Source organism: Planococcus sp. SSTMD024, assembly GCF_041320495.1.
In the GTDB taxonomy this organism is placed as follows: domain Bacteria; phylum Bacillota; class Bacilli; order Bacillales_A; family Planococcaceae; genus Planococcus.
In genome coordinates, this window is record NZ_JBGGNS010000021.1 from 185,928 (window position 1) to 199,640 (window position 13,713).

The 13,713-nt window shown below is 51.5% G+C and carries 13 protein-coding genes and 1 pseudogene; 4 read left to right on the forward strand and 10 right to left on the reverse strand.

Going from position 1 to position 13,713, the window contains the following annotated elements; translation table 11 throughout:
• Positions 1-71: 71 nt before the first annotated feature.
• Complete coding sequence (locus AB9R92_RS08000; protein ID WP_370668935.1) at positions 72-3,221, reverse strand: bifunctional cytochrome P450/NADPH--P450 reductase; 3,150 nt, start codon at positions 3,219-3,221, stop codon at positions 72-74.
• A gap of 75 nt (positions 3,222-3,296) precedes the next feature.
• Positions 3,297-3,872: a TetR/AcrR family transcriptional regulator gene (locus AB9R92_RS08005; RefSeq protein ID WP_370668936.1), complete on the reverse strand. Its 576-nt coding sequence runs from the start codon at positions 3,870-3,872 to the stop codon at positions 3,297-3,299.
• 165 nt (positions 3,873-4,037) lie between these two features.
• Between AB9R92_RS08005 and AB9R92_RS08010 the strand changes: the two genes are divergently transcribed.
• Positions 4,038-4,730 (forward strand): AIM24 family protein, encoded by a 693-nt coding sequence (locus tag AB9R92_RS08010; protein WP_370668937.1) that lies wholly within the window; start codon positions 4,038-4,040, stop codon positions 4,728-4,730.
• Between the two features lie 73 nt (positions 4,731-4,803).
• On the opposite strand, the gene AB9R92_RS08015 is transcribed toward AB9R92_RS08010, so the two are convergent.
• Positions 4,804-5,280, reverse strand: a complete 477-nt coding sequence (locus tag AB9R92_RS08015; RefSeq protein ID WP_370668938.1) for a hypothetical protein — start codon at positions 5,278-5,280, stop codon at positions 4,804-4,806.
• Positions 5,281-5,448: 168 nt separating this feature from the next.
• Positions 5,449-6,435 carry an aldo/keto reductase gene (locus AB9R92_RS08020; protein WP_370668939.1) on the reverse strand — a complete coding sequence of 329 codons (987 nt, stop codon included), beginning with the start codon at positions 6,433-6,435 and terminating at the stop codon, positions 5,449-5,451.
• A gap of 252 nt (positions 6,436-6,687) precedes the next feature.
• Here AB9R92_RS08020 and arr point away from each other — a divergent pair, with 252 nt between their 5' ends.
• Complete coding sequence (gene arr, locus AB9R92_RS08025; RefSeq protein ID WP_370668940.1) at positions 6,688-7,104, forward strand: NAD(+)--rifampin ADP-ribosyltransferase; 417 nt, start codon at positions 6,688-6,690, stop codon at positions 7,102-7,104.
• 213 nt (positions 7,105-7,317) lie between these two features.
• On the opposite strand, the gene AB9R92_RS08030 is transcribed toward arr, so the two are convergent.
• A complete protein-coding gene (locus AB9R92_RS08030) occupies positions 7,318-8,721 on the reverse strand; it encodes an FAD-binding oxidoreductase (protein WP_370668941.1) in 1,404 nt (467 codons plus the stop codon).
• Positions 8,722-9,115: 394 nt separating this feature from the next.
• Between AB9R92_RS08030 and AB9R92_RS08035 the strand changes: the two genes are divergently transcribed.
• A complete protein-coding gene (locus AB9R92_RS08035) occupies positions 9,116-9,817 on the forward strand; it encodes a FadR/GntR family transcriptional regulator (protein WP_370668942.1) in 702 nt (233 codons plus the stop codon).
• A gap of 66 nt (positions 9,818-9,883) precedes the next feature.
• Here the strand turns inward: AB9R92_RS08035 and AB9R92_RS08040 are convergent.
• The 5 genes and pseudogenes from AB9R92_RS08040 to AB9R92_RS08060 form a co-directional block, all read right to left on the reverse strand.
• Positions 9,884-10,630 (reverse strand): annotated as a pseudogene (locus AB9R92_RS08040) (aquaporin); the annotation flags it as partial.
• 217 nt (positions 10,631-10,847) lie between these two features.
• Entirely contained in the window at positions 10,848-11,213 is a 366-nt protein-coding gene (locus tag AB9R92_RS08045; RefSeq protein WP_370668943.1) for a flavodoxin family protein, read from the reverse strand.
• On the reverse strand, positions 11,204-11,377 hold the full coding sequence (locus AB9R92_RS08050) for a hypothetical protein (RefSeq protein WP_370668944.1): 174 nt from the start codon (positions 11,375-11,377) through the stop codon (positions 11,204-11,206). Before AB9R92_RS08050 ends, AB9R92_RS08045 begins: the two co-directional genes overlap by 10 nt.
• Positions 11,378-11,526: 149 nt before the next feature.
• Complete coding sequence (locus AB9R92_RS08055; protein ID WP_370668945.1) at positions 11,527-11,973, reverse strand: SRPBCC family protein; 447 nt, start codon at positions 11,971-11,973, stop codon at positions 11,527-11,529.
• A gap of 168 nt (positions 11,974-12,141) precedes the next feature.
• Entirely contained in the window at positions 12,142-12,744 is a 603-nt protein-coding gene (locus tag AB9R92_RS08060) for a DUF2238 domain-containing protein (protein WP_370668946.1), read from the reverse strand.
• A 119-nt stretch (positions 12,745-12,863) separates the two neighbouring features.
• Between AB9R92_RS08060 and AB9R92_RS08065 the strand changes: the two genes are divergently transcribed.
• A complete protein-coding gene (locus tag AB9R92_RS08065) occupies positions 12,864-13,703 on the forward strand; it encodes a DUF4097 family beta strand repeat-containing protein (RefSeq protein ID WP_370668947.1) in 840 nt (279 codons plus the stop codon).
• The last annotated feature ends 10 nt before the right edge of the window (positions 13,704-13,713 follow it).

Sequence of the window (13,713 nt, forward strand, 5' to 3'; positions counted from 1 at the left end):
ATAAGAGCCCCGGGAAACGGCTGTTTCCCGGGGCTCTATTTCATTTGCTGCACTTTTTTACTATCCGGCTTTTACGAAGCTGCCCATACGTCTTTTGCAAAGCGGCCGGACTGTTCGAGTTCGCCGAGCCAGGCATGCGCTTGTTCACGCGTCGTGCCTCTCAGCTCCTGATAGCTGCGGACCAAGCTTTCTTCCACGGCTGGCGCCATCTTGCCGCCATCTCCGCAAATATACAGATGCCCGCCTTGTTCCAACAATCCCAGAATCTCCTGTGCGTTTTGTTCCATTAAATGCTGCACATAGACTTTCTCTTGCTGCTGTCTCGAGAAGGCGCTGTGCAACTCGATCAACCCAAGCTCTCCGGCTTGCTTCAATTCTTCTTCATATAAGAAATCCTCTTCTCGATGGCGGCAGCCGAAATACAGCTGCGCGGCGCCGAGGCGGGCTCCTTGTTCTTTCAACACTTTCCGTGCTTGGATAAATCCGCGGAACGGCGCGATGCCGGTGCCAGGGCCGACCATGATGAGCGGCGTTTCCGGGTTCTCCGGCAACTGGAAGGCGGTTTGAGGCGTGCGGATAAAGCAGGCGATTTTATCTCCTGCCCCGCGCTTCGCCAAATAATTGGAAGCGACGCCTTCGTATTCACCCGTTCCGCTCCAAGCGTCGCCTTTGACGACGCTGACCGTGATGCTCGCCTTGCTCGATGAGACACGCGGTGAGCTGGAAATCGAGTAATAACGGGCTTTCAATGCCGGCAATAGAGCCAAAAAGTTCTCGAATTCCATCTCGCATGACATAAAACGCTCGAGCAACTCGAGCATCGTCACACGCTTCGCGAGCACGTCCCGTTTATACGTCTCATCTTCCACCATTTGCTCGAGCTCTTGCTTATGCGGCGGGCACGGATTGCTTTTCGCGAGTTCGCGGAGCTGCGCGCGCGTCGCCGGTTCTTGCAACTCCACATAGCTTGCGAGCAGTTGCGCGAGCTGGACGGGCTGCCCGGTCGGCAGATGGTTCGCACGTCCCGCGCTGCCTTCAAGAACCACGTGCTCTTCGCCTTTCAAGCCGAAACGCGTCAATACCCGTTCCACCAACTCCCGGGAATTCTCCGGCAGCACACCGAGATGATCGCCCTCTTGATACGCCGCTCCTTCAGGCAGCTCGATCTCAACATGGCGGGTGCTGCGGTCTGCGGTCTTCAATAACTCGTCATTGCCGCTGATTACCGCAGTGAACGCATCATAGGCACGCGCTGACGGGGTATGGCTGACGCCGCTGATGAATTCCATCGACAGCTGATTGCTTGCTTGTGCGTTCGTTTCCAAGTCGAGCCCGAATTGTTCGGCGAGTGCCGGCCATAGGGCTTGCTGCCATTTTTCCAGCTCCCCGTCGAAATCTTCGCTGGCATCGCCTTCACCGCGGCCGATGAGCTTTTTGGCGCCTGTTGCGGAGAGTTGTTCATCGATGATGCTCGGCACGCGCTGATAGGTCGTCGCCCAATTGCGGTCTCCGCAGCCGAAGACGCTGTACGTAACGCCTTCAGCGGAATCGGCAGCCGCCAGCCACTCCATAAAGCGCGCCGCATTGTCCGGCGGGTTGCCGTTGTAGGAAGCCGAGACGATCAGGACTGCTCCTTCAGTCGGCAAATTGCCCGCATAGTCATCGAGCGCGGCTACTTGCGATTCAAACCCTTTAAAACGGGCCGTTTCCGAAAGTTCCCGTGCCACGCCTTGTGCCGTCCCCAGGTTGGATCCGTAAAGCACCAATAGTGGCGTGCCATGAGACTCGATCGCTTGCTCGGCTTTCGGCGCTTGTTCTGGCTCTTCCGCAATCGGAGCCTGGAACATCTGCACTTTCCGTCTCGGTTTCACTCTCATCGTCAATCCGTCCGGTTTGAAGGTCAAAGTTTCTTTCACTTCAAGTTGATAATCGGTATGGTCAATCAGTTCGAAATGCTGCAGCACCATGCCGAGCACAAGCACCGCTTCATGAAGCGCAAATTGCTGGCCGATGCAGGCGCGCTGTCCGTTTCCGAACGGCTTGTACGCATGATGCGGGATTTTCGAAATGTCTTCGAAGCGCTCGGGCCGGAAACTTTCTGCGTCTTGTCCCCAAACGCTTTTGTCGCGGTGGAGTTCCGGAATGAGCAAAGTGAACGCTTCGCCTTTTCCGACTTCGTACTTGCCGGCAAGCGTCGTGTCTTCTTTCGCATACACTGAAAATGCCGGCGCGGTCGGCCACAGGCGCAGCGCTTCATTCAAAATCATGCGCACGTATTTCAATTGCTTCACTTGCTTGAATGAAGGCGTGGCATCGCCAAGCACTTCGTCCACTTCGGCATAGGCTTTTTCAAGTTTTTCCGGATGCTTCAAGAGATACTGGATCGCAAATGACAACAAGCCGCTCGTCGTTTCATGCCCCGCAATCAAGAACGTGATGATCTGGAAGCGGATGTTCTCATCATCCAAGGATTCACCGGTTTCCGGGTCTTTGCCTTTTAGCATATGCGACAGCAAATCATCTTCTCCCTGGTCGCCTGCTTCTTTGCGTTCCGCAATCAATTCGTCGACCAAATTAAACATATAGTCGATGTCTTCCTTGAATTGCTGCTTCGAGCGCACCATCAATTTGTCCTGGATGCCAAGACGTTGCGTCTGGCTCATCGACTCATCCAAAGCCCGGACCATTTTCTCGATGAACGGATGGGAATCTTCGCGGTAAAAGCTGTTGAAGCGGTAATTGAACCCGCACAAGCCGATCGTATCGAGCGTTAACCGTGTCATATCATCCGGCACGTCGATCTCTTCGTTCGGATTGAGCCGCGCCCATTTCTGCACCAATTGCGATGCGAGGTCGATCATCTTCTCGTGATAGCCTGTCATCGCCTGCTGGCTGAAACTCGGCAACAGGATATTATGGGCTTTCTTCCAGTTCGGCTCTTCGGTTCCGCTCGTAAACAAGCCGTCGCCGCCGAAAGCACGGACTTTCTGGAGAGCCGGCCCGATTTTTTTGTCAAAGCGCGTCTCGTCACAAATTTCCGCGGCCAGTTCCGCGCTCGATACAAACGTGCTGGCACGTCCCGGAAAATGGAATTGATAGATCGGCCCAAGTTCACGCGCTTGCTTCATGAACGATTGCACCGGCTTTTCTTTATCGATCAATGGCAAATTGCCAAGCGGGCCGTAGGATTTCGGTTGTGGAAGGTTTTTCATTTCAATCATGGATTAGCACCTCTTCTGTAAAATTAAAACGGAATGAATATTCATTCCTATAAAATGAGAAAAAAACTGGCATCATCACGAATGATGACGCACAGCATCCCAGCAGCTTTCCTCGACTCCCTCCAACAGTTCTGCAGAGGCTTCTAGTTCCCCCACGCGAATCAATTGGTAAAGTTGCAAAAAGCCGCCGAAAATAATGGCGATCAGCGCCTTGGACGGAAGCGGTCGGATGTGGCCATGCTGTTTGCCTGCCTCGAAGAAATCTTCGAAGATCATCAGCAAATGGCTGAATTGCTCCCGGCTTTCGGCGTCCAGAAAATAAGCGGAAGTGTGGGTTTTGATGAAATACAAGGCATGGTCGTGCTCGTTCGTAAAGCGGATCATCCCTTGGAATAGGTGATGGAATTGCTCACGAATGCCCGCTCCCTCAGGATAGTCTTTTTCCAGCGCCTCCTTGAACAAAGTGACGTAATGCTGGAACAAGGTGTTAACGAGCACTTCTTTATTGGCGAAATAACGGTAAATCGTCCCGGCCCCGACTTTTGCATCGGTCGCGATCATCGGGATGGTCGTGGCATCAAAGCCGCGTTCGGCAAACAAAGTCAGCGCACTGTCGAGAATATCGTCTCGTTTATTGGTGGATGTCGGCATCTGGAAAAACTCCTCCTTCTGTTGCGGAATGAACATTCATTCTCCGACAGTGTACTCCTTCCATTGCCGAAAATCAACGATTAACCTGAAAGTGCATATGACCAAAACGAAACGATTTTGCTGCCTGTCCGTATAGCATAGTATCAGGTAAAGGAGGAATCATTCATGTCGAAGTATTCCATCAAGCAATTTGTCCAGCAAACCAAACAGCAAGAAAGCGCGCGCGACTTTTTTGAACTCGAAACCGACCGCCTGCTCGAAGTGAATTTGAACGGCCAAGTGTGGGCCAAAGCCGGTTCGATGATTTCCTATGAAGGCAATATCAAATTCGAGCGCGAAGGCATGCTCGAGCACGGCCTCGGGAAGTTCGTCAAAAAAGCGCTCAGCGGGGAAGGCGCCCAATTGATGAAAGCGAACGGCAACGGCAAGCTCTACGTCGCGGACAGCGGCAAGAAAATCACCATTTTGGACCTCGAAGGCGAAAGTATCTTCATCAATGGCAACGACTTGCTCGCATTTCAGGACGGGCTCGACTGGGACATCAAATTGATGCGCCGCGTCGCCGGGATGATGGCGGGCGGATTGTTCAACGTCCGACTGGAAGGCCATGGCCTCGTCGCGTTCACTTCCCATTATGAGCCGCTCACTTTGCTCGTCACCCCGGATACGCCGGTATTCACCGACCCGAACGCGACCGTTGCGTGGTCAGGCAATTTGGAACCGGATTTCGTCACCGATGTGCAGTTGAAAAGCTTTTTCGGCAGAGGCAGCGGAGAATCCGTGCAGATGAAGTTCTCCGGCAACGGCTTTGTCGTCGTCCAGCCATTCGAAGAAGTCTACCATGCGCCGCAAGGTTGATCCTACTATAAAAAAATACTGCCCCGCAGCGATTAGGCATTTTCCTAATCGCTGCGGGGCAGTTTGTTTTGTGTTAAAAGCTGATGTTCCATTGTTGTTTCAATTGCGCAAGCAGATCCTCTGGAGGGTTGTCGAGGAAATACGTGGCCCCTTCTTGGTCCGCTTGGATCGCCCCATCATTATAAAAAATTATGGAATACAGATGTTGGTTTTCATTGCCAACTCCAGGAGTATTGTATAGCATCATCCGGTAACTGCCCGTCTGTTCGAGCAGGTCGGCCCGTTCCTGCAGTTCCGCTTCAGTGGCTTTTACCAGTTCTTTTCCGTTCAACTGGTCGATCAATTCATCCGCTTTGTCTTGCCCTTCAATAAACGTTTCATCATAGCCTGCGGTTTGGACCGTGGAATAGGCGCTTGAAACGAGGACCCCTTCAAATTCCCCGCGGTGTTCAATCGCGAGAGTTTCCGGCCCTTCTTCATTGGAACAGCCCGCCAATACGGTAATGATTAATAAAAATGCCGGTATCGATAATTTAGCCGAAGCTCTCATTCTCCCCCTCCAGTTCTTGTCACTAGTCCATAGTATAACAAATGGTAAATTTGTAAAATTAAAGATAAGCCACTTCAACAGTAAACGCATGTTTCGATAAAAATAGATGGTTCGTCTATGACAAAAGGTTCCGGCCTATAGACCGGAACCTTTTGTCGTTCTCTACTGTCATTTTTTCGGCAATACGGCTTTCGGGGAAACGAGGCCTTTGTCGACGAGCTCGTCCCAAAAGGCAGACGGGATGTCGGCTGTCATGGCGGCCAGGTCTTCCTTGATGCGGTCTGGCCGCGTCGAACCGGTGACGACCGCTTTGACCGCTGGATGCGCCGTTGAAAATTGCAGCGCGGCGTCTTTTAAATGCACGCCGTGGTTTTGTGCGACGTCGTTGAAACGCGCCACTCGTTCTTTGATTTCTGGCGTGATTTCTGCGTAATCGAAATGATCGCCGCCGAGCAGAGCTCCTGAATTGAACGCCGAGCCGATGACTAGGCCGCCTTCAGTTTTTTCAGCAAGCGGCATCATGCGCTCCAGTGCGCGTTCATGCTGCAGCAAGGTATACTGCGTGGCGGACAAGCTCAAATCAGGGTGCGCTTCTTCCAGCTCGAGTGCGACTTCGATCGGCGTCGTCGTATTGACGCCGAGGCCCCATGCTTTGATGACGCCTTCGTCTCTTAAGCGGTCGAGCACTTTGAAAGCACCAAGGCGTGCTTCATCAAACTTCGTGATCCATTCATCCCCGAGAAAGTCCGGTGAGATATCGTGCACATAGACCATGTCCAAACGGTCCGTCTTCAGGCGCTTCAAGCTATCTTCAATTGAACGCAATGTGCCCGATTCCGTGTAATCGGTCTGGATTTTATTTTTGCGGCCGAATTCGAACAACCCTTCTTTTTCTTCTTGCTCGTCCAATACGATGCGGCCGACTTTTGAGCTCAGCAAATATTCATCGCGGTTATAAGAAGGCAAAATCTCACCGAGCCGCAGTTCCGCAAGCCCAGCCCCGTAAAATGGCGCCGTGTCGAAATACCGGATGCCTTCATTCCACGCCGATTCGATGGTCGCCATCGCTTCGTCTTCCGGTACGTCCCGGAACATATTGCCGAGCGGCGCTGTGCCAAGGCCGAGTTTATGTTTGATTGTCACATCATTTTTCATTCGTGAACACCTCTTCTTTTTAGTAAACGTATACCCATATCTACCCGTTGAGGAGGCCATTAAACGAATGAAATCCCAACGATTGGCAGGCATGAGAATAGCCCGGTTTTTCATTGCCATAATGAAAATTCGGGCTATCAGCGGCACTCTCTCCTTTTATCATACAGGAAAGAAAAATTTATTTGCAGCCTACTTTTTGGGCGAGGGTTGCCCTATACTCAAAATACTAGACTGAAAACAGGAGGCAAAATGATGAATGAATCGACAGACGTTTTGGACTTGGGCCCTTTCTTTCACGGAACGAAAGCGCAACTGGCAGTAGGAGATTTGCTGGAGGCACAGAATCCATCCAACTTCCAGGACAAGAAATCCAATTACATCTATTTCACCGCCACACTCGAAGCAGCGAAATGGGGTGCGGAACTCGCCGCCACGGATTTACCCGAACGGATCTACATTGTCGAACCGACAGGCGCATTCGAGAACGACCCGAATTTGACCGACAAGCGGTTTCCCGGAAACCCGACACGCTCCTACCGTTCCAAGTCGCCGTTGAAGATCGTCGCGGAACTCGCTTCCTGGGAACGCCATAGCGATGAGCAGATCAACCATATGCTCAACTCGCTGAAATCGCTTCGCGAACAAGGCAAAGCAATCATTATTGATTAAGCTTTACTCATTAGAATATCCTTATTACTCATTAGTAATCTACAAGAAAGTGAATATCTCACCTCCCAGCATCTTTCACCACTCAAAAACCACCCAAATGACGGGTGGTTTTCGCAGACACAGTATTCACTTATTTGGACTCGGAATTCACTGCCGGTTTGACCCGCGCGGCAAAATACTTTCCGGCAATGGCACTTAATGATTGCAATACCTTCATTTGAACGTCTCCTTAGTCTTCACTTTGACGTTTTTGCCCGGATTCAATAGATTGTGCGGGTCCAGCGCCCGTTTGATTTTCTCCATGACATCAAGCGCCGCGCCGTGCTCTTGCTGTTGGTATTTCTGTTTGCCGAGCCCGACGCCGTGCTCGCCGGTGCAAGTGCCGCCGCGCTCGAGCGCGTACTCGACGATGCGCCCGTTGAATTCCTGAGCACGCGCCACCTCATCGGGGTCTTCCATATTCATCATGATAAGCGCATGGAAATTGCCGTCGCCGACATGTCCGACGATGCCTCCCGGAAGCCCGAGCGCCTGCAGGTTTTCACGCGCATGGCCGACTGCGCCAGCGAGTTCTGAAATCGGCAGGCAAACGTCCGTCACCATCATTTTTTTGCCGGGATGGCCGTGGATATAGGCATAAGCCAAATTATGGCGCGCTTCCCATAATTGACTGCGCGCCGCGGTATCGGTCTCAAAAGCGATGGCTTCGCACGCATGCCCTTGAACGATTTCTTCCATAAATTCCACGTCTTGCTTGAGCCCTGCTTCATTGCCATGGAATTCAAGGAACAAAGTCGGCTGTTCGGGGTACGTTGTTTCACTGTACTTGTTCGCCTGCTTCATTGATTGTTCATCGACCAGTTCGACACGGGCGATCGGGATCCCGGCTTGCAGGATCGACACGACCGCTTCGACCGCATCTTTCACAGTCGGAAACGATGCGCGAGCCGCCGTAACGAATTCAGGAATGCCATACACTTTCAAAGTCATTTCCGTAAAGCAGCCAAGCGTCCCTTCAGAGCCGACGAACAAGCCGTTCAAATGAAGCCCGGAAGACGACTTCGCCGCTTTATTGCCGGTGTGGATAATGGTGCCATCCGCCATGACCACTTCCAAGTCGCGCACCTGGTCGCGCATGACGCCGTATTTGACAGACGTCGTCCCGCTCGCATTGGTCGCCGCCATGCCGCCAAGCGTCGCATCCGCCCCAGGGTCAACACTGAAAAACAATCCATATTTCTTCAATTCCTTGTTCAATTGCGTCCTGGTGACCCCCGGCTGGACGGTGACCAGAAAATCTTCCGCATCGACATGCAGCACTTTATTCATCAAGGAAAAATCGACGGTGATGCCGCCCTGTTCCGGAATGACGTGGCCTTCGAGGCTTGAGCCAAGGCCAAATGGCACGACGGGAATCGCGTATTGCTGTGACAGCTTCATGATATTCGATACTTGCTCCGCCGTTTCCGGAAACACGACGATGTCCGGCAATTGCATGGCATGATAGGATTCATCCCTGCCGTGCAGCTCCTTGATCGTCTCGTTGACGCTGATTTGCTCGCTTGTAAGAAACTCCGCCAACTTGTGCAGGATTTTCTCCTGATGAGGAATTGCCATTTCATTTCGCTCCTTTTTGGTTATTCACACTATATAAACTTAATTTCAAAATTATAATAGAGAAAAGCTTATTGAATCGTTCCAGGCGGACGCTTTCCGCGGGCATGGCTTGAGCCTCCTCGGTCGCTACGCTTCCTGCGGGGTCTCAAGACTCATGTTAGCCCCCAGGAAAGCTAGCTGTTTTGTGGAATATCGATTGCGATGCCCTACCAAAAGTCTTACAACAGTATGTATACACACCGATGCATCTTAGTACCTCTGGAAATTGGTCCTACCAATTAAACCAATTATACATAATAATCTGAAAAGTACAATGTGTTTTTTCAGACATTTCGCATTTCTTTCGGTATGATGAAAAGAGCACATAAAAACAACTCAGCGGGGAGAGAGTTCCGTGTTATTGAATCCGAAAAAACGCACCTATGAATTAGTCGTCGAACAGATCCAAACGCTGTGCCTGGAGAACAATTTGCCCCCTGGCGGCCGGCTTCCTTCCGAGCGGGATTTGGCGAGTTTATTCGGCGTCAGCCGCAATTCCGTCCGCGAAGCGCTGAAGGGCCTGGAAAGCAAAGGCTTTCTCGAAATCCGCCAAGGCGGCGGCAGTTTTCTCGCTGAGACAAAGCACGATATGCTCGGCAATGAACTCGGCACGCGCATCGATGCGGCGGAAATCCAGTACATCGACGATATGCTGGAGCTCAGGCGCGCTTTTGAAGTCGAAGCCGCCTCCCTCGCCGCTCAGCGGGCGACGCCTGAGAACTTGCTGGCGATCCGTGAAGTGCTCGGGCAAATGGCTTTGGCGGCGAACGATCCCGAACTCGGTGTCCAGGCTGACGTGGATTTTCATATGCAAGTCGCGAATGCTACCAAAAACCGATTATTGATCGATCTGATGGAAACCCTCGCAAAGCGGCTCGAGGAAAACATTCGCGCCACGAGACGGCACCGTTTCACCGACACCGAGCGGCACCAAGATACGTACAAGGAACACGAAGAAATCTATTTGGCGATCGAAAGCGGCAATAGCGAGCTGGCCAAGCAATTGATGAGCGAACACATCTCCCGCATCCGCTCGGAATTGCATCGCCCAACATAAAAAGGACATCCCTGAAATGCAGCGATTTCAGGGATGTCCTTTTCCATTTCTCTATTTAGCCATTTCTTACTTGATCAATTCCTCGCCCTCCGAATCGCCGGCCACTTCAATTCCTGTTTCTTCCTTGACGAAGAAGAACGATTTGAACACAACTGCCGCAATCGCCGCCCCCACCAGCGGCGCCAAAATGAACACCCATACTTGCGCGAGAGCATCGCCGCCCGAAAAGATGGCCGGCGATAAACTTCTTGCCGGATTGACCGACGTCCCGGTGAGCGGAATGCCGATCAAATGAACGAGCGTCAAGGCCAACCCGATGACGAGCCCGCCCATATGGGATGTCGCCTTGCTCGATGTGACACCAAGAATCGCCAACACGAAGATGAAAGTCAGCACCACTTCAACGGCCAATGCGCCGCCTAAGTTCAAGCCGACCGCACTCAACTCACCGTAGCCGTTCGCCCCGAATCCTTCGAGAGTGGCCGAACTTGCGACCAGAAACGCCAGGAATGCAGTGCCTCCAAAGGCCCCGATGACTTGCGCCGCGACATAGCCGCCAAATTCCTTCGCGCTTAAATTGCCGGACATCCAGACGGCAAGCGAAACGGCTGGGTTCACATGGCAACCTGAAATATGGCCGATTGCATACGCCGCTGCGACAATCGACAGCCCGAACGCGAGCGCAATGGCGGTCACGCCGAGATACCCGGTTTCTGTCCCTCCTGTGTATCCACCCAGCACGACAGCCGTTCCTGTCCCCAAAAACACCAAAATGAAAGTACCGATAAACTCCGCTAAGTATTTCTTCATTTGCTCTCCTCTTTTCCAGAAGTTTTAACCCGCAAGAAGACAATGAATGATACATTTTTAAAAATCAAAACGATTTTATGGCGCGGGTTCCCTATGCTGCCTTCCCGTTCTTCCCGTGTTCCTTCCTCTTTTTCTGCCAGTACCAGCACAATGGGGAGTTTGGTGGGCATTTCAGCTTTTACCGTTTATGCCGCCATAAACCTCTATCGGCAAGAAAAGGTTAAGTAGGCCCGTCTTCTAAAACCCCTCCTTGCGTAAGCCAGTCATGGACTGGTTGTTGCACTTCCTCAGCGGCAATGGGGATATTTGTCTTCGGCTCCCACTTCGTAGTTATGGAAAGGCTATCCACTACTTTCCCGCCCTTCTTCTCAATTCTTTTGGCAATCGAATCGATAACCTGCTGGGGAACTTTTTCATCGCCTTTTGTAAGGAAAAGCCAAACTTTCTTATCTTTGAATGAAGCTTTTTTTAGGTATGCGTTAATGGCAGGAGGAGTCTTCCCTGCCCAGACGGGAGCACCAAGAAATATATTTTCGTATTTTTCCAATGAAAAATCCATTGGCTTTATGTTGCTTCTTAAACCCAAAAACGCTCCGAGTGCTGCGCCACCGATCTTCCTTCAATTTTTTGAATATCGAACTTGGCAAGCTCGTGGATTTCCTTTGCGACGACTTCTGTGCTGCCTATCCATGAATAATACACAATCAGGCTGCGCTCTTTCATTTTCATCATTCCTTTGCTGTTAATCATTCTTTGGATCATCTTATAAGGCGGGGAGAGGCACTTCTCCTCTCGCCAGGGCTTTCTTGATCCAAGGGCGAAGGGTTTGGAACCATCTGTTGGAACAGCAAAGGCAGGCCGGAAAATCATTCAACTGACTTTCGGTCTGCCTATTGCCCTTACTCGATCTCACTGATATCCTTCAAGTTTTGCAAGGTCTGTTCGACTGAATTGTACATGAGCTTCTTGATATAAATCGTGTTGGCCAATTTCCCGAGTATGCTGCCGGGGAGTTCATAGTCCATCTCGAATTGGATTTCGGTGCCGCCGTCTTTCGGGATATAGCGCCAGGTTTGGGTCGCGTCAAAAGCGCCGCTAATGAGGCAGCGCCACACGTAGCCATCTTTTACAGCCGCGTTTTCCACGACCAATACATGCAAAGCCAGGCTTCTTCCGAAAAAATAATACTTCAAATTCATGCTCGTGCCTTTCTTGCCCGTGCCGATCAGATCTTCCGCTTCAGACAATCCGGCATACCATTGATACCAAAGCAGCGGATTGGTCGCAAAGTGATGAACTTCCTTTACCCGCCGGTCGATAAAAACCGTATTCTTTACACTCCACATGTCGGCACCCTCCCTCGCCTGATCATTTCCGGACTTGCCGGCTAGCGGCGGAACGTTTTCCACGCCCTTCCTATAGTTATTAATATAGCATATTTTCACTTAAATAAACTGACTTTTCTGATATTTATAGTAAAATGTCGTTAGGGGGGTATGTGGAGCGGCCAACTGTCAATGCTTCCTCACATACAAGCCTTTGCGCCTTAATTTCAAAATGGCGAATGCGGTAATCGCCCCGCCAATCAACCCCATGATCATGTCGATCATTGTATCGTCGGGATCCCTGCCCTGCGCCGTGAAACTGAACAGTTTATCGCCTGCAAACTCGAGCAGCTCCCATACGGCTGCCGCGGCCAATGAAAACGAAATCATATATAAGGCGATGAACGAATCCGGAAGCTGGGACGCTCCCCCATTTCGCAGCAAGCGCCTTAAAATGATCCAGCTCGCATAACCGATCCAAATGCCGGAGAAAACATGAAGAAAATCATCGAAATGGTTGATCCGGTAGCCACCCCCGAACGTGCCGATGACGACTGAGAAAAAGATGAAAAAATAGACGATGCTCGCAAAAATGGCCGGCAAGGGATACCCGAAGCGCCTTTGGACGAGCGCCAGCGCAATCATGACCAGGACGGTGAGTGCGCCCATGAACATTTTGGTGCCGTTATTTTGTGTGTACATATAATAGATGCCTGCAATCAGCGATGCCTGGACCGACCACCAGACGACCCGTTCTACGGCAATCGCCCGCCTATTCTGCATGGACTCCATCGTGACCACCCTTTCTATTCCAGATCCGGCTCTTGTTCTATATATTCAACGCCGGATGGAAAAACGCCTGTCAGGGGAAAGCTTGAATCCTATTCTTTTCATGAAGGGAGAAAAAACAGATGAAAACTTTTTGGAGGCTCGTCCTCATCCTCGCCAGTTTGACCTTGCTTGGAATTGTCATTGTCGTCTATATCCTTGGGCAAGCCGGCCCGAACCAGCAGGAAGTGCTCAATGAACAAAGCTTCAACGAGGAAATCGAGCATATGGAAATCACGGTTGAAAATTCCCGCGTGGAAATTATGCCAAGCGATGACACCATGTCCCGCATCGTATTATTGGGCAATGACGACGACTTCACCTTAAATACCGAAGCTGCAGGCGGGCGCCTCGCGATCGAAGTCGACGACCGCTCGCCGTTCTTCAATTTCGACTTTAACCGCTCCTATACATTGCAAGTCTACGTACCGGCAAGCGGGCTCGATTCCCTGTCGGCTGAAAGCAATAACGGCAGCATCGAGGCGAATGATATCAGGGCCGCCGAGTTCACGCTGGAAGCAGACAACGGGCGCATCGTGTTGGCTGCAGTCGACAGCGAGACGGTCGATGTCGAAACGGATAACGGCCGGATTGAATTGAAAGACATGGAAGCTGACATCAGCGTCCGCTCATCAAATGGCCGCATCTCGTTCAGTGAAGTGTCAGGCGAACTGGAAGCACAGGCAAACAACGGCCGCATCGAATTGGAAACGGACATGCTTGATTTCCCTGTCGATTTCGAGACGGATAATGGGCGCATCGAAATCCGGACAGAAACCGAACCTGCAAACGCCCGCATCGAAGCGCGCGTCGATAATGGCAGCATTGATGTATACGGCCGTGAAAACGAAGAAACCGTGTTCGGCAGCGGTGATGCGCTGATTCGTCTCGTTTCGAATAACGGCAGCATCACTGTCGAATGAAAGATTGCCG

Bases quoted from the DNA above. Each gene is read 5' to 3' on its own strand.
- AB9R92_RS08000 (WP_370668935.1), bottom strand. From the start codon at position 3,221: ATGATTGAAATGAAAAACCTTCCACAACCGAAATCCTACGGCCCGCTT.
- AB9R92_RS08005 (WP_370668936.1), bottom strand. From the start codon at position 3,872: ATGCCGACATCCACCAATAAACGAGACGATATTCTCGACAGTGCGCTG.
- AB9R92_RS08010 (WP_370668937.1), top strand. From the start codon at position 4,038: ATGTCGAAGTATTCCATCAAGCAATTTGTCCAGCAAACCAAACAGCAA.
- AB9R92_RS08015 (WP_370668938.1), bottom strand. From the start codon at position 5,280: ATGAGAGCTTCGGCTAAATTATCGATACCGGCATTTTTATTAATCATT.
- AB9R92_RS08020 (WP_370668939.1), bottom strand. From the start codon at position 6,435: ATGAAAAATGATGTGACAATCAAACATAAACTCGGCCTTGGCACAGCG.
- arr (WP_370668940.1), top strand. From the start codon at position 6,688: ATGAATGAATCGACAGACGTTTTGGACTTGGGCCCTTTCTTTCACGGA.
- AB9R92_RS08030 (WP_370668941.1), bottom strand. From the start codon at position 8,721: ATGGCAATTCCTCATCAGGAGAAAATCCTGCACAAGTTGGCGGAGTTT.
- AB9R92_RS08050 (WP_370668944.1), bottom strand. From the start codon at position 11,377: ATGATTAACAGCAAAGGAATGATGAAAATGAAAGAGCGCAGCCTGATT.
- AB9R92_RS08055 (WP_370668945.1), bottom strand. From the start codon at position 11,973: ATGTGGAGTGTAAAGAATACGGTTTTTATCGACCGGCGGGTAAAGGAA.
- AB9R92_RS08060 (WP_370668946.1), bottom strand. From the start codon at position 12,744: ATGGAGTCCATGCAGAATAGGCGGGCGATTGCCGTAGAACGGGTCGTC.
- AB9R92_RS08065 (WP_370668947.1), top strand. From the start codon at position 12,864: ATGAAAACTTTTTGGAGGCTCGTCCTCATCCTCGCCAGTTTGACCTTG.